General features: G+C 57.0%; 27 protein-coding genes and 2 pseudogenes. 11 read left to right on the top strand and 18 right to left on the bottom strand.

Features of this window, described 5'->3' with window-relative positions; genetic code table 11:
• Positions 1 to 7: 7 nt before the first annotated feature.
• From ACSFE6_RS10300 to ggt, 6 genes and pseudogenes are all read right to left on the bottom strand, one after another.
• Positions 8 to 589, bottom strand: a pseudogene (locus ACSFE6_RS10300) (gamma-glutamyltransferase); the annotation flags it as partial.
• A gap of 79 nt (positions 590 to 668) precedes the next feature.
• On the bottom strand, positions 669 to 1,088 hold the full coding sequence (locus tag ACSFE6_RS10295) for a TetR family transcriptional regulator (protein WP_435427499.1): 420 nt from the start codon (positions 1,086 to 1,088) through the stop codon (positions 669 to 671).
• Positions 1,082 to 2,929 carry a tyrosine-type recombinase/integrase gene (locus tag ACSFE6_RS10290; protein WP_435427498.1) on the bottom strand — a complete coding sequence of 616 codons (1,848 nt, stop codon included), beginning with the start codon at positions 2,927 to 2,929 and terminating at the stop codon, positions 1,082 to 1,084. The genes ACSFE6_RS10295 and ACSFE6_RS10290 overlap by 7 nt, the downstream gene beginning before the upstream one ends.
• On the bottom strand, positions 2,929 to 4,542 hold the full coding sequence (locus ACSFE6_RS10285; RefSeq protein ID WP_435427497.1) for a hypothetical protein: 1,614 nt from the start codon (positions 4,540 to 4,542) through the stop codon (positions 2,929 to 2,931). The genes ACSFE6_RS10290 and ACSFE6_RS10285 overlap by 1 nt, the downstream gene beginning before the upstream one ends.
• A complete protein-coding gene (locus ACSFE6_RS10280; protein ID WP_435427496.1) occupies positions 4,539 to 5,675 on the bottom strand; it encodes a tyrosine-type recombinase/integrase in 1,137 nt (378 codons plus the stop codon). The genes ACSFE6_RS10285 and ACSFE6_RS10280 overlap by 4 nt, the downstream gene beginning before the upstream one ends.
• Before the next feature lie 182 nt (positions 5,676 to 5,857).
• Positions 5,858 to 7,012, bottom strand: a pseudogene (gene ggt, locus ACSFE6_RS10275) (gamma-glutamyltransferase); the annotation flags it as partial.
• 146 nt (positions 7,013 to 7,158) lie between these two features.
• On the opposite strand from ggt, the gene ACSFE6_RS10270 reads away from it, so the two are divergent.
• Positions 7,159 to 7,677 (top strand): methylated-DNA--[protein]-cysteine S-methyltransferase, encoded by a 519-nt coding sequence (locus ACSFE6_RS10270; RefSeq protein WP_435427495.1) that lies wholly within the window; start codon positions 7,159 to 7,161, stop codon positions 7,675 to 7,677.
• A gap of 22 nt (positions 7,678 to 7,699) precedes the next feature.
• Here ACSFE6_RS10270 and ACSFE6_RS10265 read toward each other — a convergent pair whose 3' ends face one another.
• From ACSFE6_RS10265 to ACSFE6_RS10250, 4 genes are all read right to left on the bottom strand, one after another.
• A complete protein-coding gene (locus tag ACSFE6_RS10265) occupies positions 7,700 to 8,263 on the bottom strand; it encodes a hypothetical protein (protein ID WP_435427494.1) in 564 nt (187 codons plus the stop codon).
• Positions 8,264 to 8,288: 25 nt separating this feature from the next.
• On the bottom strand, positions 8,289 to 9,161 hold the full coding sequence (locus tag ACSFE6_RS10260) for a hypothetical protein (RefSeq protein WP_435427493.1): 873 nt from the start codon (positions 9,159 to 9,161) through the stop codon (positions 8,289 to 8,291).
• Between the two features lie 214 nt (positions 9,162 to 9,375).
• Positions 9,376 to 9,969 (bottom strand): NUDIX domain-containing protein, encoded by a 594-nt coding sequence (locus ACSFE6_RS10255; RefSeq protein ID WP_435427492.1) that lies wholly within the window; start codon positions 9,967 to 9,969, stop codon positions 9,376 to 9,378.
• Between the two features lie 64 nt (positions 9,970 to 10,033).
• Entirely contained in the window at positions 10,034 to 10,471 is a 438-nt protein-coding gene (locus ACSFE6_RS10250) for a hemerythrin domain-containing protein (RefSeq protein ID WP_435427491.1), read from the bottom strand.
• Between the two features lie 146 nt (positions 10,472 to 10,617).
• On the opposite strand from ACSFE6_RS10250, the gene ACSFE6_RS10245 reads away from it, so the two are divergent.
• Complete coding sequence (locus ACSFE6_RS10245) at positions 10,618 to 11,043, top strand: GNAT family N-acetyltransferase (RefSeq protein ID WP_435427490.1); 426 nt, start codon at positions 10,618 to 10,620, stop codon at positions 11,041 to 11,043.
• A 117-nt stretch (positions 11,044 to 11,160) separates the two neighbouring features.
• Here the strand turns inward: ACSFE6_RS10245 and ACSFE6_RS10240 are convergent, their stop codons facing one another.
• On the bottom strand, positions 11,161 to 11,511 hold the full coding sequence (locus ACSFE6_RS10240; protein WP_435427489.1) for a hypothetical protein: 351 nt from the start codon (positions 11,509 to 11,511) through the stop codon (positions 11,161 to 11,163).
• Positions 11,512 to 11,602: 91 nt separating this feature from the next.
• Between ACSFE6_RS10240 and ACSFE6_RS10235 the strand changes: the two genes are divergently transcribed.
• From ACSFE6_RS10235 to ACSFE6_RS10205, 7 genes are all read left to right on the top strand, one after another.
• Positions 11,603 to 11,932, top strand: coding sequence for a DUF6388 family protein (locus ACSFE6_RS10235; RefSeq protein WP_435427488.1), 330 nt, complete (start codon positions 11,603 to 11,605; stop codon positions 11,930 to 11,932).
• A gap of 190 nt (positions 11,933 to 12,122) precedes the next feature.
• On the top strand, positions 12,123 to 12,515 hold the full coding sequence (gene tusD, locus ACSFE6_RS10230; RefSeq protein WP_435427487.1) for a sulfurtransferase complex subunit TusD: 393 nt from the start codon (positions 12,123 to 12,125) through the stop codon (positions 12,513 to 12,515).
• Position 12,516: 1 nt separating this feature from the next.
• Positions 12,517 to 12,879, top strand: a complete 363-nt coding sequence (gene tusC, locus ACSFE6_RS10225) for a sulfurtransferase complex subunit TusC (protein ID WP_435427486.1) — start codon at positions 12,517 to 12,519, stop codon at positions 12,877 to 12,879.
• Positions 12,879 to 13,172: a sulfurtransferase complex subunit TusB gene (gene tusB, locus ACSFE6_RS10220; protein WP_435427485.1), complete on the top strand. Its 294-nt coding sequence runs from the start codon at positions 12,879 to 12,881 to the stop codon at positions 13,170 to 13,172. Before tusC ends, tusB begins: the two co-directional genes overlap by 1 nt.
• Positions 13,169 to 13,504 (top strand): TusE/DsrC/DsvC family sulfur relay protein, encoded by a 336-nt coding sequence (locus tag ACSFE6_RS10215; RefSeq protein ID WP_435427484.1) that lies wholly within the window; start codon positions 13,169 to 13,171, stop codon positions 13,502 to 13,504. The genes tusB and ACSFE6_RS10215 overlap by 4 nt, the downstream gene beginning before the upstream one ends.
• The gene (locus tag ACSFE6_RS10210) at positions 13,501 to 14,502 is read left to right on the top strand and encodes a glycosyl transferase family protein (RefSeq protein ID WP_435427483.1); all 1,002 of its coding nucleotides are present in this window, start codon (positions 13,501 to 13,503) and stop codon (positions 14,500 to 14,502) included. Before ACSFE6_RS10215 ends, ACSFE6_RS10210 begins: the two co-directional genes overlap by 4 nt.
• Positions 14,503 to 14,592: 90 nt before the next feature.
• Positions 14,593 to 15,594, top strand: coding sequence for a glutathione S-transferase family protein (locus tag ACSFE6_RS10205; protein ID WP_435427482.1), 1,002 nt, complete (start codon positions 14,593 to 14,595; stop codon positions 15,592 to 15,594).
• A 115-nt stretch (positions 15,595 to 15,709) separates the two neighbouring features.
• Here ACSFE6_RS10205 and cysG read toward each other — a convergent pair whose 3' ends face one another.
• From cysG to ACSFE6_RS10170, 7 genes are all read right to left on the bottom strand, one after another.
• A complete protein-coding gene (gene cysG, locus ACSFE6_RS10200; protein WP_435427481.1) occupies positions 15,710 to 17,104 on the bottom strand; it encodes a siroheme synthase CysG in 1,395 nt (464 codons plus the stop codon).
• Positions 17,105 to 18,385, bottom strand: coding sequence for a serine--tRNA ligase (gene serS / locus ACSFE6_RS10195; RefSeq protein WP_435427480.1), 1,281 nt, complete (start codon positions 18,383 to 18,385; stop codon positions 17,105 to 17,107). It lies immediately after the preceding gene.
• A gap of 15 nt (positions 18,386 to 18,400) precedes the next feature.
• Positions 18,401 to 18,775, bottom strand: coding sequence for a fluoride efflux transporter CrcB (gene crcB / locus ACSFE6_RS10190; RefSeq protein ID WP_095192697.1), 375 nt, complete (start codon positions 18,773 to 18,775; stop codon positions 18,401 to 18,403).
• Positions 18,775 to 20,097, bottom strand: coding sequence for a replication-associated recombination protein A (locus ACSFE6_RS10185; protein ID WP_435427479.1), 1,323 nt, complete (start codon positions 20,095 to 20,097; stop codon positions 18,775 to 18,777). The genes crcB and ACSFE6_RS10185 overlap by 1 nt, the downstream gene beginning before the upstream one ends.
• A gap of 163 nt (positions 20,098 to 20,260) precedes the next feature.
• Positions 20,261 to 22,243: a methyl-accepting chemotaxis protein gene (locus ACSFE6_RS10180; protein WP_435427478.1), complete on the bottom strand. Its 1,983-nt coding sequence runs from the start codon at positions 22,241 to 22,243 to the stop codon at positions 20,261 to 20,263.
• Positions 22,244 to 22,433: 190 nt separating this feature from the next.
• Positions 22,434 to 22,772 (bottom strand): hypothetical protein, encoded by a 339-nt coding sequence (locus tag ACSFE6_RS10175; RefSeq protein WP_435427477.1) that lies wholly within the window; start codon positions 22,770 to 22,772, stop codon positions 22,434 to 22,436.
• A 222-nt stretch (positions 22,773 to 22,994) separates the two neighbouring features.
• Complete coding sequence (locus ACSFE6_RS10170) at positions 22,995 to 23,489, bottom strand: winged helix-turn-helix transcriptional regulator (RefSeq protein ID WP_435427476.1); 495 nt, start codon at positions 23,487 to 23,489, stop codon at positions 22,995 to 22,997.
• Positions 23,490 to 23,588: 99 nt separating this feature from the next.
• Between ACSFE6_RS10170 and ACSFE6_RS10165 the strand changes: the two genes are divergently transcribed.
• Both ACSFE6_RS10165 and ACSFE6_RS10160 read left to right on the top strand, forming a co-directional pair.
• Positions 23,589 to 24,224 carry an isochorismatase family cysteine hydrolase gene (locus ACSFE6_RS10165; RefSeq protein ID WP_435427475.1) on the top strand — a complete coding sequence of 212 codons (636 nt, stop codon included), beginning with the start codon at positions 23,589 to 23,591 and terminating at the stop codon, positions 24,222 to 24,224.
• Positions 24,221 to 25,786, top strand: a complete 1,566-nt coding sequence (locus ACSFE6_RS10160; RefSeq protein ID WP_435427474.1) for an aldehyde dehydrogenase (NADP(+)) — start codon at positions 24,221 to 24,223, stop codon at positions 25,784 to 25,786. The genes ACSFE6_RS10165 and ACSFE6_RS10160 overlap by 4 nt, the downstream gene beginning before the upstream one ends.
• Positions 25,787 to 25,841: the final 55 nt, after the last annotated feature.

The following is a 25,841-nucleotide window of genomic DNA, read 5'->3' as shown; positions in this document are numbered from 1 at the left end:
ACAACCGTCAGTAACCCAGCGACAACCCGGTGCCGCGCCGTGGATCGTTGGCCCCGTAGAAACGGTTCTTGCCCACCGGTTTGCCGTCCAGCGATGGCGCTCCCACAAGGATGGCCGCCAGGTGATTAGCGTCCTGTGGACCGGCAAATTTGTGACCCCAGCTTTCGAGAAGCTTCACCGTGTCCGGGCTGGTGGTGAAGTTCTCCAGGTTGGTTTCCTCCGGCAGCCATTGCTGGTGGAAACGTGGCGCGTCGACCGCTTCCTGAATGTTCATGCCGTAGTCGATCACGTTGAGCATGGTCAGCAGGGTCGCGGTAATGATGCGGCTGCCACCGGGCGTGCCGACGACCATCACCACCTTGCCATCCTTGGTGACGATGGTCGGGCTCATGGACGACAGCGGCGCCTTGCCGGGGGCGATGGCGTTGGCCTCGCCCTGCACCAGGCCGTACATGTTCGGCACACCGACCTTGGAGGTGAAGTCGTCCATTTCGTCGTTGAGGATGACCCCGGTCTTGCTGGCCATGACCCCGGCACCGAACCAGTCATTCAGGGTGTAGGTCACCGACACCGCATTGCCCCATTTATTTGGTACACCTTGTAACACAGTTATGACGCTGCAAGCCCCATTTTATGGGGCTTCAGAGGTTGTAACATTTTTCGTGGATTTACCGCTTTTTTAAGTCGACCACATTCGGATTGCCGAGCCTAGCTCGGAGGTTTTCGTTTTGCAGCATCAGGGAGGCGTTCACAGAGGCGATCTCAGCGAGCTCTGCCTTGAGCTGGGCTATCTCCGCCCTCAGCTCAGTAGCCTTCTTACGCTGCTCTCCAAGGGCCTGCTTGGTCGAGTCCCGCTCCGACCGGACATCCTTATTAGCGAGTAACCGAATCTGCTCTGCTAGATCGGGATAATTATTGTGGATTGTGGCATTACTGACTCCAGCCTCATCTGCAACCGCCTTTATCGAAATTTTCCGATCCTTAGCGATTACTTTAGGGCGCCCCTTAGTTATCGCTAAGATGGCCAATCGTATCGCCTTCCTAGTAAGCTCTCCTTTTGATAGCACTTCTTTTACAGTACTCAACATTCACCCCCAACCGGAGCGCCAAGATCAGATAGAACCTTCACGCAACGAGCCATATCTCTTTTCACCCGTTCGATACCAGATGCGCCAATATCGGTCAATTTGATCAATTCTAGCTGTTGAGAATAAATACCCTGCCATATTGGCATCTTTGTATCGTCAATCAGAGAGTTCACACAATCCCCACAACGTGTAGATTCAGCACCTGATCCACCTACACAGTTGCCCAGATCATTCGTACACCATGCGACAGAGGTCGAGCGGATGAACACTGAGTCAGAAACTGTTTTAACCATCTCGGAATGGCTGGCATAAGTCTGTACTTGCGTTGATCGCAATTTTCTAATGCCTTCAGCAAGCCCGCCGCTCAAGGGTGTTGACTCGTCCAAGACGTGATCAAGAATTTCATATTTAGCTTCACTGTATGCGGCCATGACTTCATCTAAAAGTTCCGAATCCCGCTCCTCGTGCGATGCATAAAGAGCGGTCATGTCCAATGTCCAGTGCTTGAAGTGCTTCTTCAAATATCGGATATCACCATTGGCACTTCGGACGACGTATACGGCAAAAGTTCGTCTAAACTGGTGCGGAGAGAACTGCCACGTCAGCCCCAGACGTTGGCAGTATTTATTGATCAACGACCCCAAATGACCACTGGAAATTGTCTGGATTTTACCTGTAGCGAGATCTCGACCAAGAAACACCGCATCCTTGTATGCATCAAGTTGCCAGGCCTCGGTGCATTCGGGGTTATCACGCAATCGCTTCTTGAGGTCGTTTTCGAGGGCCACACGAAGAGGCTCTGAGATACGAGTGGCTACATCAATAGCATGCCTTGTCACCTCGGTAACTATCCACTCAGTGTTACCTTCATACGTCTTTTCCGACCTACCACTCATCCAGTGAATTGTGTTTCCGTCGTCATCAAGCGTAGTTGAAGAGCAGCCTTTTTCTATAGAAAGCAACTCATGATTTCTAACCCCACTCGTCATCAAAATAATGATCGCACAAGCTGCGTAGGCCCTTCTGAGATCTTTATTTAATTGCCTACGACCACCGCTGAACCCCATACTATCTAGGTAAGGAGTCGTGTAAAGATTAGAGTTATTTTTAGATGCTCGCCTATTGAGTATCTCGTCACACCCCGCTCGGAGACTCAATAATTCGTCGGCGCGCTCGATATCCTTCACCGCACTTTGAAAAAGTGGTGCAAGTATTTCATCGGGTATGACGGGAGTCTTTCCCTTGAGATACCAAGCTGTGCCATTCTTTCCCGCGAGAGTCGCTGCTGAAGAATCGGGCCAGGGGTGTGCCATAGGGTCAATCGTATCTTGACTCAACTGATGCAGCGTTTGCACAGCAATGAACCTTAACCTCAAGGCATCTACAGACAACTTCTCAGATTTTCGACCAGCAAGAGACTTGCAATCTTTCACGTAGTTTGAAAACAGCATTGGATTGATATGCTGGAGTGTAGTTGTATGCTTTGAGATGTAGGTGAGAAAAGAAAGTGCCCCTACGTAAAACTGAACGATTGTGTTCCCCCTTGGCGCCCCCTGATTAAAAATGCCAAAAAGAAAATATTTCAGAACACAAATTTTCATTATATGGCGAAACTGTACAGGAAACCGCAGAAAGTCGAGCTTTTTGAAAGATGATGCAACGTTCGAAGGAAAGTAAGCGTCAGGAATTATCCAAACATCATCTTCGAACCGGCTCTGTACAAGCCAATTTCCAGAAGGTGTTTGTGCAAAGGAGAATACCACTCGCGAAAAGTCGCTATCGACAAATGCTTGTCTGGCGCTCTCGTGGTTCGAAATGCGTGGATCAGCAATGGCTAACATCAAACTTCCTCAACATCCAATAATGCAACATCATTAGCTTTCAATCGCCACATTGGATGTGGATCGCTTACAGCCTTAAACTTAGCCTCTTCTATGATCTTGCTCTCAAATTTCGGAGCGATATCTCGATCAATTACTCGCACAATATATGCATACTGCTGTTTCCAACGTTTAGCTCCAATTTCTTTTCTCATTGAAAATACATAGTAGTAAAAGCTGAAAAGCTTGTATAAATCATCGCCTGTCACAACAAAGCTTTCACATTTGAAACACCCAAAAACTTCTAGGCATGGGCTGCCATTCTTGGGTGCCCGGTGCCCCTTGATGTTGTCTCGGCAGCTGGCTACGGACGTGCGGTCGACCGGGGTGGAAAGCAGCTCCTGGTTTCGTATCTCGCCCATGAATGCATGCTGTTGCTCCGCATCAGGCGGAGGGGCCAGATAGTGGTCATCGCTAACCTGGATCGTGTGCCCAGCCAAAGCCGCAGCAACCACAGGATCATAGCCAGACAACTCGAACACCCGATTTACAAATGTCTTCCTGAGTTTCGATACGTTGACCGATAGTGGAGATCCATCATCGCTTCGCAAGTCATGTGTGCTAACAAGCAACTTGGACGCGTACGTCAATGGCCCAGCGCCTAAGCGAGTGGGCTCTGCCTCTTTGTTCGTGCTCTGAAGGAAAATGAATAGCGAATCAGGGTAGGAACTTGCCAAACGAAGAGAGCGATTCCTACTTTCAATCATCTTAAAAATTGCATCTACACGTGGCGCCATTTCCTGAATACTCTCAATATCACTGCTTCCGCGAAGCGTAGTGATGTGAGTATTCTTACCTCGCCTTTTGAAGGTTACCAGCAACCGTTTATGAGGATGAAATAAGTGCGGCTGCAAGGCGTCAACCCGCAATTCTAAAAGCGGTTGTGTATTGATGCCGGTGCAAGTCGACAACCACAATACACAGTTGGACAGGTCAGTCGCAGAGAGTGGCCCGGATTCACTCTTGATCCTATGAATTTCGGTAGATAGCGCTTGTACAAGCCGCTTTCGTTCACCATTCGAGTAAGCTTTTTCAGGCTTTGTTCTTTTTTTGATATTGGGGTATGGATTCTTTGGCAGTATCGACTTGAAATCGACACCTTTAATACCCAGCAGCACGGACTTAAGTCTAAAATACACCGTTCGCTGACCACCATAAGAGTACAGTGGCTCCAGATACTTCTTGAATAAAGCGATGAAGCTGCTATCGATGCTAGCCAGGTTTAATTGCTGACTTGACGTCGCCGACAGCCAACTTTCGCAAAACGCAAAAAACTTATTAGCCCCTCCATTGCAATAACCGATAACCGTCCCCACCGATATCACAGACTGATTACTTGAAATAGCTGATGCTAGAAATTCTTCTATTGTAATCTGAAAATTAAACACTATTTCATCAAATCCCTTATTGTAATAAGGGGAAAAATCGAAGACTCTCTGACTCGATGTACTTTCAGGAAACTCGATAAAGGTTTTCGACGGAGGAAATTCCGGTCGCGTGGATGCTGTCTGGCTACCTGCAAGGGCACTCTGAATTGAAGCGCTTTGTATTTTAAAATTCTTTGCCTTACTCACCGAGCAATTCCTCTACACATTTCATCAAGTTCACTTTGAAACTCGTCCATAACGTCGCTATCGAGGATATCCAGATAGTGCAAATATTGCTCAGTAGTAGAAAGACTCGCATGCCCCATTCGGTCTCTGATATACATCAACGGATCAAAGCTGCATTTAAGCTTTCGAAGTAAATATAGAGAGTGCGTGGCGTAGGTATGGCGCAGTATATGAGGACGAACATCAAAAGGAAGTCCGAGGTCTTTGTAAATCTTATTCAGCCCCCTACCATTGCTACTCCAGGGAAGGCCGCTTGAATTCAGGAACAATATCGACTGGTGCGCACCGCTTATTGATGAGCGCTTCCCTCTTTCTAGTTGGACGTATTTCCAAAGATCCGACATCAATGTAGCTGGAACATCAATCCCACGAGGTTTATTACCTTTTAACGACATCTCGCTTGGATCGAGATTTACTCGCACATGATATTTAGACCCAGTGAACTCTGAAGGGTTTCGTATATACTTAACAGGAAACGTCAACAACTCTTGCTTGCGCAGACCTGTCGCAAGAGCTAAGCGAGTAATAAGAAGATGCTCGCGATTTGTTATTGAGGATAAAAGCACACTCACTTGAGCATGAGTTAGAACACCGATTTTAGTCTTTTGGGTTTTCGCCAAAACGTCTGGGGACATTTTATATCCACCGGTCGTATCGGTATGCGCAAGAAAACCTTTCGGCTGATGAACTCTGATTTCTTCGAGTCTGTAAGGGAGCGAGTCAACCCATCTTCTCCTGAGGGCAAATTTGTAAAGCTTAATTATAATTCTTAATCTTGCATTCACCGTTCGCGGAGAAAGACCACATTCAGTAATACTCCAATCCCTATATACGGCAAGAACCGGATTATCCCGATCAGTATTATCCATCCAATTGATTTCGTTAGCCTCACAGAAAGCTAGAAAATCATAGATTGCTGCTCCATAGACTTCCCAACTACCTTCACTTTGCACTCGCCCACGTTTAATGCACTCATCAATCAAAAACTCAAAAGACTCTGGAACAACATGCATGTTTGCATTGAGGATGAGTGGAAAGTTCGGATATGGCCGCCCCATGATCTCGAAACTATCGGTAGAAAATATCAGCTTCAACGACAAGCCCCATCAACGAAAGGTCTCAGAACGGCAACGTTCGAGCAGCGCCGAGCAGGTCGTATAGATCTGATTTTTATTGATTTTCTTGTCACGAAAGCGGCCTGGGAGGTGGGGGGCCGCGACTATAAAAGCCGTGTGTGGGGAGGTCAAGAAATCTGTAACACCTCTAGGTCGACCAACCATTTGTCGACGATGGAGTAATGGGTGGTGTTGCTGCCTTCATGGGGTGCCACGCCGGGCTTGAGTTCCTTGGAATTGCCGGCCTTTTGCGGCTGGATGGCTTCGCGCAGCTTGGTCGCATAGTTTTTGTCGAGCAGATGGGCGATCGGGTTTTTCACGAAATCCGGATCGCCCAGGTAACTGTTGCGGTCGACATAGGCGTGACGCATGGCTTCGATCTGGTAGTGCATGCCCTGGGCCGAGTGATAGCCCAAATCCTTCATCGGATAGCCTTCAAGGATATTCATGATCTGGCAGATCACCACACCACCGGAGCTGGGCGGTGGTGCCGAGACCACGTGGTAGCCACGGTAATCGCATTCGATCGGCGCCAGTTCTCGGGTCTTGTACTTGTCGAGGTCAGCCTGGGTGATGATGCCCTTGTTGGCCTGGCTGGAGGTGACGATGGCGTCGGCCACCCAGCCTTTATAGAAACCGTCGGCCCCCTTCTCGGAAATTTCCCGCAGGGTCTTGGCAAGGTCTTTCTGCACCAGTTTCTGCCCGACCTGCATCGGCTCGCCGTTGCTGAGGAAGATCGAGCCGGAATCCTTCATGTCCTTCTTGAACATGACGGTGCCTTCATTCAGCAAATCGACATCACCCTGATCCAGCTCGAAACCGTCTTCAGCGAGTTCGATGGCCGGGGCGATCACTTCCTTGCGCGGTTTGGTGCCGTACTTCGACAACGCGAGCTCCATGCCCGAAACGGTGCCGGGCACACCGACGGCCAGATGGCCACGGGTGCTCAATTCCGGAACGACATTGCCCTCCTTGTCGAGGTACATGTTGGCGGTGGCGGCAAGCGGCGCTTTTTCGCGGAAATCGAGGAACGTCTTGCGCCCGTCCGCGAGCTGGATCGTCATGAAACCGCCGCCACCCAGGTTGCCTGCCGCGGGATAAACCACCGCCAGCGCGTAACCCACCGCGACGGCGGCATCCACGGCGTTGCCGCCGTTCTTGAGCACATCCACGCCCACATGACTGGCCAGATGCTGAGCAGTGACCACCATGCCGTTTTCCCCGGCGACCGGGGCCACGGAAGCCGCATGGGCAGTCAGGCAGCTGAGGGCCAATGAAGTCGCTATCAGCGATCTGGCAAAAGGTTCGTACTTCATGAGTCGGTCTCTTTTTGTTTTAGGGCTCTGTCAAAACAGAGGGAACGCTTCAAGAGCAGTACGAAGTATGGTCAAGATTGCGTATTGCGCCTCCCCGGCGAGGCAGTATCCTTAACGCTTGTTCAACAGTTCGGCACGCCCTCGACATGACTTACACGTACATCACCCTGGCGTCTCCGGTCGGCGAGTTGAAGCTGGTGGCGAACGGCTCGCTGCTCGCGGCCATCCTCTGGGAAAACGACACACCCGGCCGGGTGCGCCTCGGTCCGATGAGCGAAGCGCCGGACAATCCGATTCTGGTGCGCGCTGCCGAACAGCTGCGCGAATACTTCGCCGGCACTCGCCAGTGTTTCGAACTCGAACTGGACTTTGCCGGCACAGCGTTCCAGAAGCAGGTCTGGGCCGCGTTGCTGACCATCCCGTTCGGCGAAACCCGCAGCTACAGCCAGATCGCCGAACAGATCGGCAACCCGAGCGCAGTGCGAGCCGTGGGTGCGGCGAATGGCAGGAACCCGATTTCGATCATTGCGCCGTGTCATCGGGTGATTGGGGCATCAGGAAAGCTCACCGGTTTTGCCGGCGGGCTGGAGGCGAAGGCGTTGTTGCTGAAGCTGGAGGGGGGCGAGTGGTCAGGCTCGATCAAGACGGGAGACTTGTGGGACTGAACCGGCCACTCGACAAACCCGATCACGGAAATGTGGGTTCTCCCTCTATGACGACGAACGCCTTTGGAATTTTCTTGCCGTTCTTCGATGGAAAATCAGTGCCCAGGAACCCCTTCAAATCTTCGATGATCGCAATGACGCGCCTGCGGCTCGGAGCGAAGTCGATCATCTCGTCAGCATCGGGTAAAGAAGTACAAGGATTTATACAACCAATACTGGAAAGAAAACCGATACCCGGATGAATCAGTATTTCCGAGCGCGATTCCGTTTCCTTCAGTTCAATTCCAGGCCTTGGTTTGGCACTGACGCTATTGGAATCCTTATAACCGAAGGTCACGTACTTGACGCCGTCCTGCGTTGCCAAAGGATACCGTCCAACCTCTACTCTTCGATTGTTTCCTGGCATTGAGTTGTCGCCAGGACCACGGGTTTCCGCCACCATCCCCGAAAGACCAGGCCCGGTCTGTTTTTGTCCGTCGTGGAAAACCTGATAGGTCCCCACTGTCCTGCGCTTGCCATCACTCGATCGACGCTGTTCGGATTGCCTGATGATGTGCATTTCCCAACCTGTTCCTGTAATAGGCATTTGCTTACCCTCCTGTCGGGGATCATCAAAGGTTGGGTGCCTGATACGTCTTATTACCCAACCTGGCGGCTTTTATCGCATCGAACATACGAGGACTCATGCCACTTGAACCGCCGGCATGCCACCAGTTCAACCCGGCCACTCGATCAAAGCCTGAAAATGAAGCCAGGAACTTATCCAGTTTCTTTTCCGCCTCTTCTTTGCTGAAACTTGCCTCACCCCAATAACTCTGCCCGGTCATTACAAGTTTGCGAGGTGTAGCGCCCATCAGCTTTATCCAGTTATCCAGACAAAGTTCGGCGTACGCCGACGGACTGGCCGCGTCATAGGAAGTGCCATTGTTTCGCTTGAACTGCCTGAGCATTTTGGCGTTGGGGAAGTTGAACCAATAGATTTGCGGATTGAACATATCGACGTGAGGCAAGGCTGCACGCATCAATTGGGGCTCGTGCCAGTCGATCAGTGCAAACGTGGTTACACCAAAACCTCCCGTCACCGCATCGCGGACCCTCTTGCAATAACCGTCAATTTCAGCCGCGGTCCAATTCGAGTTGTTGTGTCCATGTTCGATGTCTGCAATGTAATCCTTCAAACCAAAGAACTGTAATTCCTTGATTGCTAACCTGGACTCCGTTGCGGGTGAGACGCCTTGATTCCATCCCCAACCGGCGACGGCGATGCCGGCCGTCTGAAGTGCATCAATCAATGTCCCGATCACTTTCTTCGACGATGCGCTATAAGCACTGGTGCCATGGATGCGCACCCAGGCATGCGCCATCCCCATGTCCTGAAGCGCGCTGACTACGCCCTGAACATTCGAGAAACGCTGGACGGTAGAAGGAACGTCATAGATGTAAGTGCCGTGCCCACAAAAAGACGCGGGGAGCGGAAGTCCCATTTGTCACCTCCTGAGCCCTTTAACCTGACAGCCAGAACCAAAAGGCAGGCTATTGCTCATTATTGGGTTATTGAGGTGGCAGACGGGCGACAGTACTGCTGGTGTAAACCATACACTTTCAATGAACCGGATAGTTCATACTTGCCACGAATAAGGCATAGCAATGAATATCGGGATCTTCCACTGACTGGCGACGACCGGAACCGACGCCTCTTCAGGCCTCGGCAAAAATTCCTTTCATCACGGCGAACTGCAGCAACATGATGGTCTTCGCATCACAGATTTCCCCGCGCTCGAACGCTTCAAGCGCCTTATCGAACGACCATTCCAATACTTCCAGCTCCTCGGTTTCCTCCTCCAGTCCACCCCCGTCACTGACCTTCGACGTCGCATCGTATTCAGCGATAAAGAAGTGCAACTTTTCAGTGACCGAACCCGGGCTCATGTAGGCCTCGAACACCTTCTGTACATGATGCACGCGGTAACCGGTTTCCTCTTCCGCTTCGGCACGGATGCGCTCTTCGGGCGCGGCACCTTCGAGCAACCCCGCCGCCACTTCGATGAGCAAACCGTCATGGCCGTTGACGAACACCGGCAGCCGGAATTGCCGGGTCAGCACCACGGTTTTCCTTTCGCGGTTGTACAGGAGAATCGCCGCGCCATTGCCACGGTCGTAGACCTCCCGGGTCTGCCGTTGCCATTCGCCGTTGTTGCGCAGGTAATCGAAGGTGATTTTCTTCAGCAAATACCAGTCGTGGGACAACACCCGGGATTCGAGGATGTTGACCCGCTCGGCTGTGTTCGACATGAAAACGCGTCCTGTTTTTTCAATGGATGTACATCTTAGGTGAAAACACCCGGCATCCGCGCCTTCAAGCAAGCTGCGCCTTGTACTCCTTCTCGTACTGGCCCGCCAACGTCTCTTTTTGCTTGTCGTCGAGCAGCTTGCCGGCCATCTGGAAGAACTTCTGCTCTTCTTCCTCGAGGTGGTGGTGGACCTTTTCGGACAGTTTCTTCGCGGTCACCAGCCAGGCCGGGCTGGACATCTCGGTCTCATCCAGTTCCTCCATCATTTCATCCATTTCGTGATGCTCAGCGATGGCATGGCGGCTGAGGTCGACGCCGTTATCGAATTCCATCAGCGGGATGTAGAAATGCCGCTCTTCAGCGGTGGCATGGGCCTGGAGTTCGAACTTGAGCTGTTTATAGGCCTCCACCCGCTCCGGGGTGTCGCCACTGGTTTTGATCAGCGCTTTGGCATAGGTACGTTGGCGCTCGTGGCTTTCACGCAAGGCTTCGAAAATATTCACGGCATGTCCTCACAGGCAGCGTTCTGAAATGACGCTTCTTGAGGCTAGACAGCGGTGCCGTGACGACGGTTCCACTCGCAATGGCGGTGTGGAAGATTGACGTTGACCACGATAGGCTGCGGTTTCACTGCCATAAGGATATCGCCATGACCTTGAGAATCGAGTTCTCGCCAACCCCCACGGAAGAAGAACGCCAAGCCATCCTGCGGCCACTGCGCGCCTATAACGCCTCGAAGGCCGACGGCGCCATACCCGAGCACGTTGCCTTGTTGATACGCGACGATAACGACGAGATCCTCGGCGGTCTCTACGCCCGGCTGTTTTATCAGTGGCTGTTCATCGACTTGCTGTCAGTCCCGGAACAGGCCCGGGGACAGGGCATGGGCACCAAGCTCATGCAGATGGCCGAGGACCTGGCGCGGGAGAGAAAATGCGTCGGGTTGTGGCTCGATACCTTCGAATTCCAGGCGCCGGCGTTCTACAGGAAATGCGGATACAGCGAGATCGGGCACATCGCCGACTACCCGCCGGGTTTCAAGCACTTCTTTTTCCAGAAACGCCTGGTTTACTGATCACATCCACCCCCTGTAGGAGCGAGCATGCTCGCGATGAACGCAAGGAAACCGCGGGGCGTCAGGCTGCCAGCGTTATCGTTGACGACCATCGCGAGCATGCTCGCTCCTACAGGATCACAGGCAGGTAGCGAGTGCCGCCAACCGGCGCTTGGCGACGAAGTCGTCATGCTGCGCGTAGTAGCTCAACACGGTGCCCGAGGCATCGGTGGTTACGTCCACGAAAGACTCCGCCGAACGGGTGTACACGGTCGTGCCACCCTTCTCGCCAGGTTGCAGATAGCCGCTGGCATCGACCCCGAATACCGCTTCGTCCTGCCAGGAAAACTGCACGCACTGGGCCACGTCTTTTGCCGGTTTGTCCGAGTTGAGGGTCTTGTACGGGGGTTTGCTGCGGGCGTCGCTCATCACCGAGCCTGCACACCCGGCCAGCATTGTCACGGCCAGCGCCACCATCAGAATTCGCATTGCATTCGCTCATCGGGAAAAAGCGGACTGTATCACTGTGGCAGCGCGTATCGTTCTGCTTTACTGCAATACATCCTTCGAAGGAGCGACCATGGCTGCACCTGAACAACATCATGAACTGGCGTTGAAGCGGTTCCTTGATGAGCGCCCCGAACTGCGCCACGAACTCGACCACCTCAACCCCCTGCTCGCCCAGGCCAAGGGCGAAACCCTCGCGCAGTTTCGCGACGAACGCTTGCATGAAGCCTTCGAGGCTGAGGCTGAGCGCCTGGGGTTGTTTGCCTGGGAGCTGACACTGAAGCTGACTGCCGCCTCGCCCGAGGAATATGAGGCCCAGCGCCTGGAAGTGCACCGGGAAGTGGCCGAGATGGCGGGGATGGATTGGCTGGAGTATTGCGAACTGTATGGACTGGGCAAATAACACTGAGCCAGTGACTCCACTTTCGCGAGCAGGCTCGCTCCCACAGGGATTTTGTGTGGTGCATTGTATTGAATTCCACTGCAAAACCCTTGTGGGAGCGAGCCTGCTCGCGAATGCCGCGACTCGGTCTTCATCGCCGCCCCGCCGATAAAGCTTTATCATGGCCGCAGTTTCGCTGATCGAGTCCGTCATGAAGTTTGCCATCGCCGTTTTTAGCGCCGCCCATGCGCCCTCCTCGCGCCGCGCCTTGCTGTTCGCCCAGGCCGCGTTGGCCGGTGGGCATGAAATTGCCCGGCTGTTTTTCTACCAGGACGGCGTCTACAACGCGTCCACCAGCCTGGTCACGCCTCAGGATGAGCTGGACGTGCCCAAGCAATGGCGCGCCTTCGTCAGCGAACATCAATTGGACGGTGTGGTGTGCATCGCCGCGGCCCTGCGCCGTGGCGTGTTGAACGAGGAAGAGGCCAAGCGCTATCAGCGTGAGGCTGTCGCCGTGGGCACGCCGTGGGAACTGTCCGGTCTCGGTCAATTGCATGACGCGGCGCAGGATGCCGACCGCCTGATCTGTTTCGGAGGCGCGTGAGATGGCTAAATCCATGTTGATCATCAGCCGTCAGGCGCCGTGGTCTGGACCCGGTGCGCGGGAAGCGCTGGATATCGTATTGGCCGGCGGTGCCTTCGATCTGCCGCTCGGCCTGCTGTTTCTCGATGACGGCGTGTTCCAGCTGGTCGCGAAACAGGACGCCAAGGCCCTGCAACAGAAAGACCTGAGCGCCAACTTGCAGGCCTTGCCGATGTTTGGCGTCGAAGAACTGTTTGCCTGTGCCGACAGCGTGGCGCAGCGTGGCCTGGACCCAAGCGCCCTGGCACTGGAAGACGCCCGCGTGCTGGCTACCCCTGAAATCACCGCACTCATTGACCGTTACGACCAGGTGATCACCCTCTGATGTCGACTTTGCATGTGTTGTCTCATTCCCCGTTCGGCGACGATCGCCTGGACACTTGCCTGCGCCTGATCGGCGCCGACGATGCGCTGCTGCTGTCCGGTGACGCGGCCTACGCCTTGCAGCCGGGCACCGCGCCGTTCATGGCGCTCAATGCTCGCGACTTGAAACTCTACGTCCTGGCCGAAGATGCCCAGGCCCGGGCCATCGCGGTGCCAGACTGGGCCGAGGCCATCGATTATCCAGCCTTCGTCGAGCTTTCGATCCACCACGACAAGGTCAACAGTTGGTTATGAATGTAATGACTGTCGGCGCGCGCGCCATCGAGTTGGACAAGGACGGCTTCCTGGTCGAATTGAGCGACTGGTCCGCGGACGTCGCCAGTGCCCTGGCGGCCGCCGAAGACATCCAGTTGAGCCCCGAGCACTGGGAAATCCTCGAACTGCTGCGCAGCTTCTACGCCGAATTCCAGCTATCGCCGGCCACCCGGCCACTGATCAAATACACCGCATTGAAACTCGGCCCGGACAAGGGCAATAGCCTGCACCTGAACCGACTGTTCAAAGGCACCCCCGCCAAACTCGCCGCGAAACTGGCGGGTCTGCCCAAACCGACGAATTGCTTATGACCGATTACCCAGCGTTGACCCTCGAAACGCCTGCCGAACACCCTTTCGCTCAGTTCGTGCGCATCCTCGGCAAAGGCAAGCGCGGCGCCCGCGACCTGACCCGCGAAGAGGCGCGTCAGGCCATGGGCATGGTGCTCGATGAACAGGTCGAAGAAACCCAACTCGGCGCATTCCTGATGCTGTTGCGGCACAAGGAAGAAAGCGCCGAGGAAATGGCCGGGTTCACCGAGGCCCTGCGTGAACGCTTGCAGGCACCGGCCTTGAATGTCGACCTGGACTGGCCGACCTACGCGGGCAAAAAGCGGCACCTGCCGTGGTATCTGCTGGCGGCCAAGTGCCTGGCGCAAAACGGCGTGCGGATTTTCATGCACGGCGGCGGTGCCCACACGGCGGGTCGGTTATACAGCGAGCAACTGCTCGAAGCATTGCAGATCCCCCTGTGCCGTAACTGGCAACAAGTGGGCGCCGCGCTGGACAACGGCGGCCTGGCCTTCATGCCGCTAATGGATTGGGCACCGCAACTGCAACGCATGATCGACCTGCGCAACACCCTGGGCTTGCGCTCGCCGATCCACTCCCTGGCGAGGATTCTCAACCCGTTGGGCGCCCGTTGCGGCCTGCAAAGCATTTTCCATCCGGGCTATCAGGCTGTGCATCGCGATGCCAGCGGTCTGCTGGGCGACACGACGATCGTAGTCAAGGGCGATGGCGGCGAGATCGAAATCAACCCGGACACCGACAGCCATCTGTATGGCACCACCGGCGGCGAAAGCTGGGACGAAGAATGGCCACAGCTGTCGAGTCAGCGCCACGTCAAGCCGGCCAGCCTCGAACCTGAGCACCTTAAGGCTGTTTGGCGCGGCGATGTGGTCGACAGTTATCCGCAAATGGCCCTGATCTCGACCATGGCCCTGGCCTTGCGCGGCCTGGGTCAACCCCGCGAGCAGGCCTTCGAAACCGCCCAACGCTACTGGGATGCGCGAGATAAATCGATTTAATCGATAATGACCCTGCAATCTTTGCGCTTTTTTATCGAACTCATCGGACTAGACTCTTCTCCAACGTTTATCGGTTGAGGAGTCTCGGACATGGGTTTGTTAGTCGAAGGTCAATGGCAGGACAAGTGGTACGAAAGCGGCAAGGACGGCGCATTCCAGCGTGAGCAGGCACAGCGTCGCCACTGGGTCACCGTTGACGGCCAACCCGGCCCGAGCGGTATCGGTGGCTTTGCCGCCGAAGCCGGTCTCTATCACCTCTATGTATCCCTGGCCTGTCCATGGGCGCATCGCACGCTGATCCTGCGCAAACTCAAGGGCCTGGAAAGCCTGATCGACGTGTCGGTGGTCAGTTGGCTGATGCTGGAAAACGGCTGGACCTTCGACAAGGCACTGGGCTCCACCGGCGACGCACTCGATCATCTGGATTTCTTGCACCAACGCTACACCGCCGATACCGCCGACTACACCGGTCGCGTCACGGTGCCGGTGCTGTGGGACAAACAGCAAAAACGCATCGTCAATAATGAATCGGCGGAAATCATCCGCATGTTCAACAGCGCCTTCGATGATTTGACCGGCAATGACCTGGATTTCTATCCGGCACCGCTGCGTAGCGAAATCGACGCGCTGAACGAACGGATTTATCCGGCGGTGAACAATGGCGTATACCGCGCCGGTTTTGCCACCTCGCAGCAGGCTTATGAAGCCGCATTCGATGACGTGTTTGCCGAGCTGGACTATCTGGAGCAACTGCTGGGCGCTAACCGCTACCTGACGGGCGAATACCTGACCGAAGCGGATATCCGCCTGTTCACCACGCTGATCCGCTTCGACGCGGTGTATCACGGCCACTTCAAGTGCAACCTGCGGCGAATCGCCGATTATCCGAATCTGTCCAACTGGCTACGGGAAATTTATCAGTGGCCGGGGATTGCCGAGACCGTGGACTTCACCCACATCAAGAACCACTACTACGGTAGCCACAAGACCATCAACCCGACGGGTGTTGTGCCGAAAGGACCGGTGCAGGATTTCACCCAGCCCCATGATCGGGAACGGTTGAGCGGCAAAGGGGTTTGGCGCAGGGCCTGAGATCTCAGCATTTTTAAAGGCCCTTTCGCGAGCAGGCTCGCTCCCACAATTGATTTGTGTCGTTCACAAATCCCCTGTGGGAGCGAGCCTGCTCGCGAATGGGGCGACACGGTTTCTAGACCTGCCCCTGAGCCCCTTCAAACCACGCCAGTTTCTCGCGCAGTTGCACCACTTCACCCACAATCACCAGCGTCGGCGCATGCACTTCATGCTCCGCCACCAGTTGTGGCAGGTCCGCCAGGGTGCCGGTAAAGACCCGCTGATTGACTGTCGTGCCCTGCTGGATCAACGCCGCCGGGGTATCCGCGGCGCGACCATGCTGGATCAGCTGTTCACAGATGATCGGCAAGCCCACCAAGCCCATGTAGAACACCAAAGTTTGCGCCGGCGCGACCAGGTCGGCCCATGGCAAATCGGTGGAACCGTCCTTGAGGTGCCCCGTCACAAACCGTACCGACTGCGCGTAATCGCGGTGGGTCAGCGGAATCCCGGCATAAGCCGCGCAACCGCTGGCAGCCGTGATACCCGGCACCACTTGGAACGGGATGCCTTGAGCCGCCAATTCCTCGATCTCTTCGCCGCCACGGCCGAAGATGAACGGATCGCCGCCTTTCAAACGCACCACGCGTTTGCCCGCCTTTGCCAGGTCGACCAATTGCTGGTTGATCTGATCCTGCGGCACGGCGTGATCGGCGCGACGCTTGCCCACGTACACCCGCTCGGCATCGCGACGGCACAATTCGAGAATCGCCGGCGCCACCAGGCGGTCATACAGCACCACATCGGCCTGTTGCATCAGACGCAAGGCACGGAAGGTCAGCAGGTCCGGATCACCGGGTCCTGCACCCACCAGATACACCTCACCCGTCGCCACCGGTGCCTCGCCATCCACTTTTGCCTGCAGCAAACGTTCGGCTTCGGCGCCCTGCCCGGCCAGTTGCCGGTCGGCAATCGGGCCCTGGAACACGTCTTCCCAGAAGGCACGACGCTGCTGCACATCCGGGAACAGTTTTTTCACCTGATGGCGAAAACGCGCCGCCAGCCCGGCCAGTTGACCGTAGGTGGAAGGAATCCAGGTTTCGATCTTGGCGCGGATCAGGCGCGCCAGCACCGGCGCGTCGCCACCGCTGGACACGGCAATGATCAATGGCGAACGGTCGACGATCGCCGGGAAGATCACGCTGCACAGGGCAGGCGCATCGACCACGTTGACCGGCACACAACGCCGATGGGCATCGGCGGACACCTGTGCGTTCAACGACTCGTCATCGGTGGCGGCAATGATCAGCCCGCAACCATCCAGATCCGTTTCGACATAGCCACGCAACAGGCACTCGCCACCGCTGGCGGCAACCAGTTCGCGCAGTTGCTGTTCGATTTCAGGTGCGACCACCCGCAGCAGCGCACCGGCATCGGCCAGCAGGCGGGATTTGCGCAAGGCAATTTCCCCCCCACCGACGACCAACACACGACTGCCGCGCAGGTTATGGAACAGCGGCAGATATTTCATTTAGCCGATGACCTCGAGACCACCCATGTACGGCTTCAATACCTCAGGCACACGGATCGAACCGTCGGCTTGCTGGTAGTTTTCCAGCACCGCCACCAGGGTACGGCCGACCGCCAGGCCGGAGCCGTTCAGGGTGTGCACCAGTTCCGGTTTGCCGGTTTCCGGGTTACGGAAACGCGCCTGCATGCGGCGGGCCTGGAAGTCGCCGCAGTTGGAGCACGACGAAATTTCACGGTACTTGTCCTGGCTCGGAATCCACACTTCCAGGTCGTAGGTCTTGACCGCGCTGAAGCCCATGTCGCCGGTGCACAGTGCGATGGTGCGGTATGGCAGTTCCAGCAATTGCAGAACCTTCTCGGCGTTGGCGGTGAGGCCTTCCAGCGCCTCCATCGAGGTCGACGGGTCGACGATCTGGACCATCTCCACCTTGTCGAACTGGTGCTGGCGAATCATGCCGCGGGTGTCGCGCCCCGATGCACCGGCTTCACTGCGGAAGCACGGGGTATGGGCGACGAACTTGATCGGCAGCAGCTTGGAATCGACGATGTCGCCGGCGACGATGTTGGTCAGCGACACTTCAGCGGTCGGGATCAGGTAGAAATCGGCTTCACCTTCGCGAGCGATCTTGAACAGATCCTCCTCGAACTTCGGCAGCTGGCCAGTGCCTTGCAGCGCCGGGGCCTGAACCAGATAAGGCGTGTAGGCCTCTTCGTAGCCGTGCTCGGTGACGTGCAGGTTGATCATGAACTGCGCCAGGGCGCGGTGCAGACGGGCAATAGGGCCGCGCAGCAGGGCGAAACGCGCGCCGGACAGCTTGGCGGCGGTTTCGAAATCCAGCCAGCCGAATTTCTCGCCCAGGGCAACGTGGTCCTGAACCGGGAAATCGAAGGCAGTCGGCGTGCCCCAACGGCGTACTTCGACGTTGCCGTCTTCGTCGTCACCGATCGGCACCGATTCGTGCGGCAGGTTCGGGATGCCCAGCAGGATCGAATCCAGCTCGGACTGGATTTTTTCCAGCGCGATTTTTCCGTTGTTCAGTTGGCTGCCCATGTTTTCGACATTAGCCATCAACGGCGCGATGTCTTCGCCACGCTGCTTGGCCTGACCAATGCTTTTGGAAATTGCGTTGCGATCAGCCTGCAGCTTTTCAGTTTCGGTCTGGACTTCCTTACGCTGTTCTTCCAGCGCTTCGATGCGCGCGACATCCAGGGCAAAGCCACGGGATGCCAGGCGGTCCGCTACGTCCTGAAGGTTGCTACGTAACAGTTTGGAATCGAGCATGTCGGTCTCTCGTTATCAAAGTTTGGTCAAGGACAGGCCGGCCCAGGTGGCGAGCAGCCCGCCGAATACGCTGATGGCCAGATAACCGAAGGCTATCGGTGCCTGCCCGCTTTCCAGCAGGCGCAACGTATCCAGTGAAAAAGATGAAAAGGTCGTCAGACCCCCTACAAAACCTACAATCAGGCCGGCGCGAATTTCGATCGGTACTTCCGGGCGCGTCAGAAACAGCCCGTACAACACGCCGATGATCAGACAGCCCACCAGATTGACAGCAAGGGTAGCCGTATAAAAATGCCGGGGCCAATTGGCACTGACCCAGTTGCCGGTGGCGAAACGCAGTAATGTACCAGCGATGCCGGCCACGGACACCGCAAGAATCGTCTGAATCACTATTTTCTCCGCTGCCGGGGGCTTAAACGATCGAGTTGCGCCAGGTGATTGAGCTTTTCACCGATTTTCAGCTCCAGGCCACGGGGCACCGGCTGATAGAACGGGATTGGGTCGAGTTCTTCCGGGAAATAGTCTTCCCCGGCGGCGTAGGCATCCGGTTCATCGTGTGCGTAACGATATTCGTCGCCGTAGCCCAGCTGTTTCATCAGCTTGGTTGGCGCGTTGCGCAAGTGCAGCGGCACTTCCAGCGAACCGTGTTCGGCGGCGGCACGCAGCGCAGTCTTGAAGCCCATGTACACCGCGTTGCTTTTCGGCGCGCAAGCCAGGTAGGTAATGGCCTGCGCCACCGCCAATTCACCTTCGGGACTGCCCAGGCGCTCCTGCACTTCCCATGCCGCCAGACACAGGCTCAGGGCGCGCGGATCGGCGTTACCGATGTCTTCACTGGCCATACGTACCACGCGCCGGGCCAGGTACAGCGGATCGCAGCCACCGTCGATCATGCGCGCGAACCAGTACAACGCAGCGTCGGGATTGGAGCCGCGCACCGATTTGTGCAGCGCGGAAATCTGGTCGTAGAAGGCCTCGCCACCCTTGTCGAAACGACGACGGGTATCGCCCAGCAAGCTCTGCAGCAGATCGACGCCGATTTCGCTGTTGTCGTCGGCAAGGTCCGAGGCGTTTTCTAGCAGGTTGAGCAGGCGCCGTCCGTCGCCATCGGCAGCCGACAGCAACATCTGAAAGCCTTCGTCGCTGAGGGTCAGATTGCGTTTTCCCAAGCCCCGCTCTTCGGTCAACGCGCGGTGTACCAGTTTGCGCAGCGCTGTCTCGTCGAGACTTTTCAGGACATAAACCCGGGCACGGGACAACAAGGCGTTGTTGAGTTCGAAGGACGGGTTTTCCGTGGTCGCACCGATGAAAATCAGCGTGCCATCCTCGACGAAAGGCAGGAAAGCATCCTGTTGGGACTTATTGAAACGGTGCACTTCGTCAACGAACAGAATCGTGCGCCGGCCATACTGTGCGGCCTGCTGCTTGGCGATTTCCACCGCCTGACGAATTTCCTTGACCCCCGCCAGCACGGCCGACACCGTTTCAAAGTGCGCGTCAGACACTTCCGCCAGCAGCTTCGCCAACGTGGTCTTGCCCACCCCCGGCGGCCCCCAGAAAATCATCGAATGCAGGGCACCCTGCTCCAGGGCTTCGCGCAACGGCTTGCCGCGAGCGAGCACGTGCTCCTGACCGACGTACTCATCCAGGTTGGCCGCACGCAAACGGGCGGCCAGGGGCTGAGCGATCGGGGTGCTGCGAAACAGGTCCATCACAACTTATGAAACCTCACTGGGTCCTGATGCCGATCATCGCAATCCCTGTGGGAGCGAGCCTGCTCGCGAAAGCGGTGTATCAGTCACATCAAAGCTGAATGTGCCGACGTCTTCGCGAGCAGGCTCGCTCCCACAGAGGGTCAGGCTAAAGATCTAATTTTCAATCCCTGAACTGCGTCAGTTGCTGGCTCAGCGAGCCAGCCTGGTCGCGCAGTTGCACCGACTGATCCAGCAGACTGCGGATCGCCTGATCGTTTTGTTCGGAGATGCGGCTGACGCCCTGGATCGCCACGGACAACTGCTCACCGGTCGCCGCCTGGCTCTGGGTCTGGCGCGCCACTTCGCTGATGCGTGTGAGGATGTCCTGGGCATGCTGACGGATCTGATCAACGCCCTGGGCCGAGGTGGTCAATTGCACCACCCCCAGACGCACCGCTTCGCCGACTTGCTGGACATTGGCCACGGTGTTGCGCACGTCCGAACCGATGGCCCCGATCATGTCGCCGATTTCACCGGTGGAGCGACTGGTGCGTTCGGCCAGCTGCCGCACTTCATCGGCCACCACCGCAAACCCACGGCCCTGCTCCCCTGCCCGCGCCGCTTCGATTGCCGCGTTGAGGGCCAATAGATTGGTCTGGTCGGCGATGCTGCGAATCACCGCGATGATCCCGGCGATCTGCTGCGAGCGTTTCTCCAGATCGCCCACGGCGCCGGCGACCACGTCCATGGTCTGGTCGATATGGGTAATACCGGCCAGGGTCTGGCTCATGTCGGTGGAGATATTGGTGGTCAGCACTTCGGTGTTGCGCGCCAGTTGCTCCACGTCTTCGGCCTGCTGGGACATCTCGGTCACCGAATGTGCCAGGGCGGTGACGCCGCTGGCCATTTCCTCGGTGGCGGTGTGCTGCGAAGTCGCCCGCTCAGCGACGGCCTGGGTGGTATCGCCCAAGTGATTTGAGATCTGCATCAGCGTTGTGCTGCTGTGGCGAATCGAGCCCACCAGATCGCCCAGGCGCTGGATGAACTGGTTGAACGCACCGGCCAGCTTGCCGGTTTCATCGCCGCTGCGCTGTTCGAAACGCAGGCCCAATTCGCCTTCCCAAGCCTGGATGCCGACCGTCAGGCCGGACAGCGGGCGAATCTGCCACGCCAGCAAGTGCCACAACACAATGGCCAACACCAGCAACGCCACCAGGCCGATCACCACGGCGGTGTAGAGGAAATGATTGATGCCGGCCATGGCTTCGGCCAGCGGATAAGCGACCATCAATGCCCAATAGTTCGGCGCCTTGCCAATACGCACCGGTTGCAGCACGTAGCCCCAGCCATCGCGGTCGAAACTGTAAGGCTGGCCTGCCTTGATGGCGTCCTTGGCAGCGGCCGGTAACTCGTCGGCCGGCTGGCTCAGGCGCTTGGCATCGGGATGGCTCGCGTACAGGCCATCACTGGATACCAGCGCGCCATAGCCTTTGTAGGCATCGATTTTCGCGAGCTGACGGTTGATACTTTCCAGCGGGATATCGACCCCCGCCACTCCCATCGCTTTGCCGCCCTGCAACAGCGGCACCATGATCGATACCAGCATCATCTGCTGGCCACCGCCCGCGCTGTAGGCGTAGGGTTCGGATGCCCATGGCTGGCGGGTATGCAGCGGGCGATAGTAGTACTGGTTGTCGGCGTTTTCCGGGGAGTAACCGCTCAGCGCCTCGGATTTCACCGTGCCGCCGGAACGGTTCCACCAGGTCAGGTAGCGACCCGTAGCATCGTGGTTGGGCTGGTTGACGAACTCACTGTCCTTGCCGTCGAACGCGTCCGGCTCCCAATACTGCCCAAGCCCCAAAAGCTTGGGATTGGCTTCGAACATCTGGCGGGTCAAGGCATCGGCGGTCTTGCGGTCGACCTGTTGTTGTCGCATCGCCGTGGCGACGCTGGCCAGGGATTCGGCCACGGTAAAACCGCTGCCGAGTTCGACTTCCACCTCCTTGGCATTGGCCTTGACGATGGTATCGACCAGGGCAGAGGTTTCTTTGACGGAGGAGCCATAGGCGATGTAGGCGATGGAACCCAACAGCAGCGCCATGACGACAACAGTTCCAATCAGCGCCGTCCAAAACAGCTTGAAGTGCAGTGAGCGATTAGGCATAGGCATTCTCGAATGAGCGATACGTCAGCCAGCACAGCCCGTGCGAAGATGTGAATGCAGCAGCCCTGCTGGCAAGTGATTTATAGTTGATATTATTTTGCCACTATATCGAGACGCGTGACTTCGATGCAACCGAAAATGAACGGTTGTTCAATCAAGAAAAATCATCGGGAATAACCCGCGCGAGCTGTCAGAGACACGCCTGCGCTGCACGCTCAAGGGAGGACGGCCCGAACGTCGAGGCCAGCAGTGCGCGTTCGTACAGGAACACCTTGCCACCGTCCGACGTTTTGTAGGCTTCGAGCACATCATTGGCCGCGACTTTGCTAGCTACCACAATTCGGTAACTGCGCTGGGTTTCCGAGACCGTCGCGTTCAGCGAGTTTTCCTGCAGCTTCGGCAAGACGCAGTGCGCGTAATCCGCCGGGGCCTTCTTCGTCTGCAAGGTCAGTGTGGGGTCGTTGGGGGTTGAAGCACAGCCCGACAACAGCAAGGCAGTGGCAAGCGCCAGTCGGGTATGGATATTCATCGCGCCGGTTCCTGGAAGGTGTTTTGGATGGGCGCGATTTTCCCGGTTTCCTGCAGGCAACAGAACTTGCGATTGATGATGGTCACTATTACTCGAACGAATAGTTACCTGTGGGAGCGAGCCTGCTCGCGAAGGACGCCAACGATAACGCGCCCCGCCTGAAAGCTCGCGGTGTCTCGACGCTCTTCGCGAGCAGGCTCGCTCCCACAAGGGGTAATACGCTCAGCTCTTGAACGCTTCGCGCCGTTCTATCCGTTCCTGGGCATAAGCCTCTGAAGGCTCGCTGACCAGCTCTTCACGCCGCAACACTTCTCCACAATGCCCGCAAAGCGGCCCTAGCCCGGCGTCGTGCCCGCAGGTCTTGTGGGTGTAGCGCACCGCCAACTCTTCCTCCTCCGATTTGCACCAGGTTTCACCCCAGGCACGCAACGCCAGCACCACCGAGTAAAACGCCTCGCCTTTGGCCGTCAGGTGGTACTCGTAGCGCAGCGGTCGCTGGTTGTAGGCGCGACGTTCGACCATCCCGTCAGCTTCCAGGCTTTTCAAGCGCCCCGCGACCATTTGCGGCGTGCCGCCGGTCTGCGCCTGGATCTCGTCGTATCGGTGGTTACGCATGAACAATTCGCGCAGCACCAACACCGTCCATCGATCTCCGACGATGTCTTCGGCCCGCGCAATCGGGCACAAGGTATCGGGACTACTCTTTTTTACGGCCATGCAGGCTTGCCTCTTTTCTAGTAACTATGATTATCATATCTGCACCATGCCGAGGTAAGACCACGGCACCGGTCAACCTACATCCGTGGAGAATTCGTCATGTCGAATGCCGCCTACCCGCTTGATCGCACGGCCTACCTGCTGGTCGATCCCTATAACGATTTCCTGTCCGAAGGCGGCAAGGTCTTCCCCTTGCTCAAGCCGATTGCCGAGCAAAACGGCTTGCTCGACAACCTGCGAAGCCTCGACGCTGCTGTCCGCGCCCTCGACATTCAGGTGGTCATCGTACCGCACCGTCGTTGGGAAAAAGGTGATTATGAAAACTGGGATCACCCGAGTCCTTCCCAATGCAAAATCCAGCACATGCACCACTTCGCCCGCGGCGAATGGGGCGGCGAGTGGCATCCGGATTTCGCGCCAAAGGAAGGCGACATCATTGCTTCGGAGCATTGGGGGTCGAGCGGATTTGCCAACACCGACCTTGATTTTCGCCTCAAGCAAAAAGGCATCACCCACGTGATCATCGTCGGCCTGCTGGCCAATACCTGTATCGAAGCCACCGCTCGCTATGCGCAGGAACTGGGCTATCACGTCACCTTGGTGCGCGACGCCACCGCCGCGTTCAAGCCGGAAATGATGCATGCCGCCCATGAGCTGAACGGCCCTACGTTCGCCCATTCGATTGTGACGACGGAACAACTCATCGCCACCCTGAATCTGGTAGGCCAACCATGAAGTTGACCGGAAACTTTTTGATCGGCGCCAACGAAGTCCCTGCCAGCGAAGGCACCCTGAAGGCCCTCAACCCCGCTACAAATCAGTTCATCGAGCCGGACTTCGCCCTCGGCGGCGCTGCGGAGGTCGACCTGGCAGCGAACCTCGCCGACGAGGCCTTCGACCACTACAGCCATACCTCGCTGGTCGAGCGTTCGGCATTCCTTGAGCGTATCGCCGACAACCTCGACGCCGTGAGCCAGGAACTGGCAGCTCGTACCGCACTGGAAACCGGCCTGCCCGAAGCCCAGCTCCAGGGCGAAGCGACGAAGGCGGCCACCCAGTTCCGCCAGTTCGCCGACGTCGTACGCAAAGGTCGTTTCCTGCACCTGGCCATCGACCCGGCGCAACCCGATCGCCAGCCACGCCCGCGCATGGATCACCGCCTGCAGAAAATCGCCATTGGTCCGGTGGCCGTCTTCGGCGCGAGCAACTTCCCCATCAGCTACTCGGTCGCCGGCGGTGATACCGCTTCGGCGCTGGCGGCGGGCGCGACGGTCATCGTCAAGGCTCACAACGCTCATCCGGGATCCTCGGAAATTCAGGCCCGCGCCATCCGCCAAGCCGTGCGAGACAGCGGCTTGCCGGAAGGCGTTTTCTCGATGGTACGCGGAGCCGGCAATGCCATCGGCGAGGCGCTGGTGGACCATCCGCTGATCAAGGCCGTGACCTTCACCGGTTCCGAACAGGGCGGTATGGCCCTGTATCGCCGCGCGCAATTGCGCCCGGATCCGATTCCGGTGTTTACCGAGATGACCAGCGTCAACCCCACGTTCATCTTGCCCGAGGCACTCGCCGTACGAGGAGCGCAGATCGGTGATGGCTTCGTCGAGCGCATGTTGGTCAATGTCGGCCAGGCCTGCCTCAAACCGGCGATCCTGATCGCGGTCGAAGGCGCGGGGTTCGAGGCAATGCGTGCGGCCATGATCAAGCGTGTGGCCGACGCTCCGGCACGCCCGATGCTGACACCGGGGATTCACGGGGCGTACCTCAGCGGTCTCGATCAACTGCAAAGCGCGGGGGCACAGCTTGTTGCCGAGGGTTCGGCTGCTCATGGCGACCTTGATGGTCGATCAGGGTTGCTTGAAGTCGACGGCCAGCGCTTCCTGGCCGAAAAGGCACTGGCCCATGAAGTGTTCGGTCCGGCGGCGCTACTGGTGAAGGTCAGGGATGAGGCTGAACTGTTCGTGGTCGCCCGCTCGCTTCGTGGCCAGCTCAGCGCGACCATGCATCTTGAACAGGGGGATATGGAGCTGGCCCGACGCTTGCTGCCGGTGCTGGAACGGCGCACCGGACGGATCGTGGTCAACGCCTTCGCCCATCCGCAGGAAGTGTCCTTCGCCACCATTCACGGCGGACCGTTCCCGGCCTCGTCGGACAGCCGCTTCACCTCGGTGGGCATGACCTCGATCGAGCGTTTCCTGCGCCCGGTGACCTACCAGGGCTTTCCGCAGGCATTGCTGCCCGAAGCGTTGCGCGATCTTAATCCTCTGGGATTACCGCGCAGCGTAGATGGTCAATAATCCTGGAAAAACTCTGAATGTGGGAGCGAGCCTGCTCGCGAAGAGGGAGTGTCAG

The organism is Pseudomonas baetica, assembly GCF_051216495.1.
Lineage (GTDB): Bacteria > Pseudomonadota > Gammaproteobacteria > Pseudomonadales > Pseudomonadaceae > Aquipseudomonas > Aquipseudomonas baetica_B.
Note: the sequence above shows the minus strand (reverse complement) of the source record. Positions and strands in the feature narration are given on the sequence as shown.

What these genes read in the sequence shown, in the direction of transcription:
- ACSFE6_RS10295 (WP_435427499.1), bottom strand. Translation starts at nt 1,088, where the DNA reads ATGTTGAGTACTGTAAAAGAAGTGCTATCAAAAGGAGAGCTTACTAGG.
- ACSFE6_RS10290 (WP_435427498.1), bottom strand. Translation starts at nt 2,929, where the DNA reads ATGTTAGCCATTGCTGATCCACGCATTTCGAACCACGAGAGCGCCAGA.
- ACSFE6_RS10270 (WP_435427495.1), top strand. Translation starts at nt 7,159, where the DNA reads ATGACTTACACGTACATCACCCTGGCGTCTCCGGTCGGCGAGTTGAAG.
- ACSFE6_RS10265 (WP_435427494.1), bottom strand. Translation starts at nt 8,263, where the DNA reads ATGCCTATTACAGGAACAGGTTGGGAAATGCACATCATCAGGCAATCC.
- ACSFE6_RS10260 (WP_435427493.1), bottom strand. Translation starts at nt 9,161, where the DNA reads ATGGGACTTCCGCTCCCCGCGTCTTTTTGTGGGCACGGCACTTACATC.
- ACSFE6_RS10255 (WP_435427492.1), bottom strand. Translation starts at nt 9,969, where the DNA reads ATGTCGAACACAGCCGAGCGGGTCAACATCCTCGAATCCCGGGTGTTG.
- ACSFE6_RS10245 (WP_435427490.1), top strand. Translation starts at nt 10,618, where the DNA reads ATGACCTTGAGAATCGAGTTCTCGCCAACCCCCACGGAAGAAGAACGC.
- ACSFE6_RS10240 (WP_435427489.1), bottom strand. Translation starts at nt 11,511, where the DNA reads ATGCGAATTCTGATGGTGGCGCTGGCCGTGACAATGCTGGCCGGGTGT.
- ACSFE6_RS10235 (WP_435427488.1), top strand. Translation starts at nt 11,603, where the DNA reads ATGGCTGCACCTGAACAACATCATGAACTGGCGTTGAAGCGGTTCCTT.
- tusD (WP_435427487.1), top strand. Translation starts at nt 12,123, where the DNA reads ATGAAGTTTGCCATCGCCGTTTTTAGCGCCGCCCATGCGCCCTCCTCG.
- tusC (WP_435427486.1), top strand. Translation starts at nt 12,517, where the DNA reads ATGGCTAAATCCATGTTGATCATCAGCCGTCAGGCGCCGTGGTCTGGA.
- tusB (WP_435427485.1), top strand. Translation starts at nt 12,879, where the DNA reads ATGTCGACTTTGCATGTGTTGTCTCATTCCCCGTTCGGCGACGATCGC.
- ACSFE6_RS10215 (WP_435427484.1), top strand. Translation starts at nt 13,169, where the DNA reads ATGAATGTAATGACTGTCGGCGCGCGCGCCATCGAGTTGGACAAGGAC.
- ACSFE6_RS10210 (WP_435427483.1), top strand. Translation starts at nt 13,501, where the DNA reads ATGACCGATTACCCAGCGTTGACCCTCGAAACGCCTGCCGAACACCCT.
- ACSFE6_RS10205 (WP_435427482.1), top strand. Translation starts at nt 14,593, where the DNA reads ATGGGTTTGTTAGTCGAAGGTCAATGGCAGGACAAGTGGTACGAAAGC.
- cysG (WP_435427481.1), bottom strand. Translation starts at nt 17,104, where the DNA reads ATGAAATATCTGCCGCTGTTCCATAACCTGCGCGGCAGTCGTGTGTTG.
- serS (WP_435427480.1), bottom strand. Translation starts at nt 18,385, where the DNA reads ATGCTCGATTCCAAACTGTTACGTAGCAACCTTCAGGACGTAGCGGAC.
- ACSFE6_RS10185 (WP_435427479.1), bottom strand. Translation starts at nt 20,097, where the DNA reads ATGGACCTGTTTCGCAGCACCCCGATCGCTCAGCCCCTGGCCGCCCGT.
- ACSFE6_RS10180 (WP_435427478.1), bottom strand. Translation starts at nt 22,243, where the DNA reads ATGCCTAATCGCTCACTGCACTTCAAGCTGTTTTGGACGGCGCTGATT.
- ACSFE6_RS10175 (WP_435427477.1), bottom strand. Translation starts at nt 22,772, where the DNA reads ATGAATATCCATACCCGACTGGCGCTTGCCACTGCCTTGCTGTTGTCG.
- ACSFE6_RS10170 (WP_435427476.1), bottom strand. Translation starts at nt 23,489, where the DNA reads ATGGCCGTAAAAAAGAGTAGTCCCGATACCTTGTGCCCGATTGCGCGG.
- ACSFE6_RS10165 (WP_435427475.1), top strand. Translation starts at nt 23,589, where the DNA reads ATGTCGAATGCCGCCTACCCGCTTGATCGCACGGCCTACCTGCTGGTC.
- ACSFE6_RS10160 (WP_435427474.1), top strand. Translation starts at nt 24,221, where the DNA reads ATGAAGTTGACCGGAAACTTTTTGATCGGCGCCAACGAAGTCCCTGCC.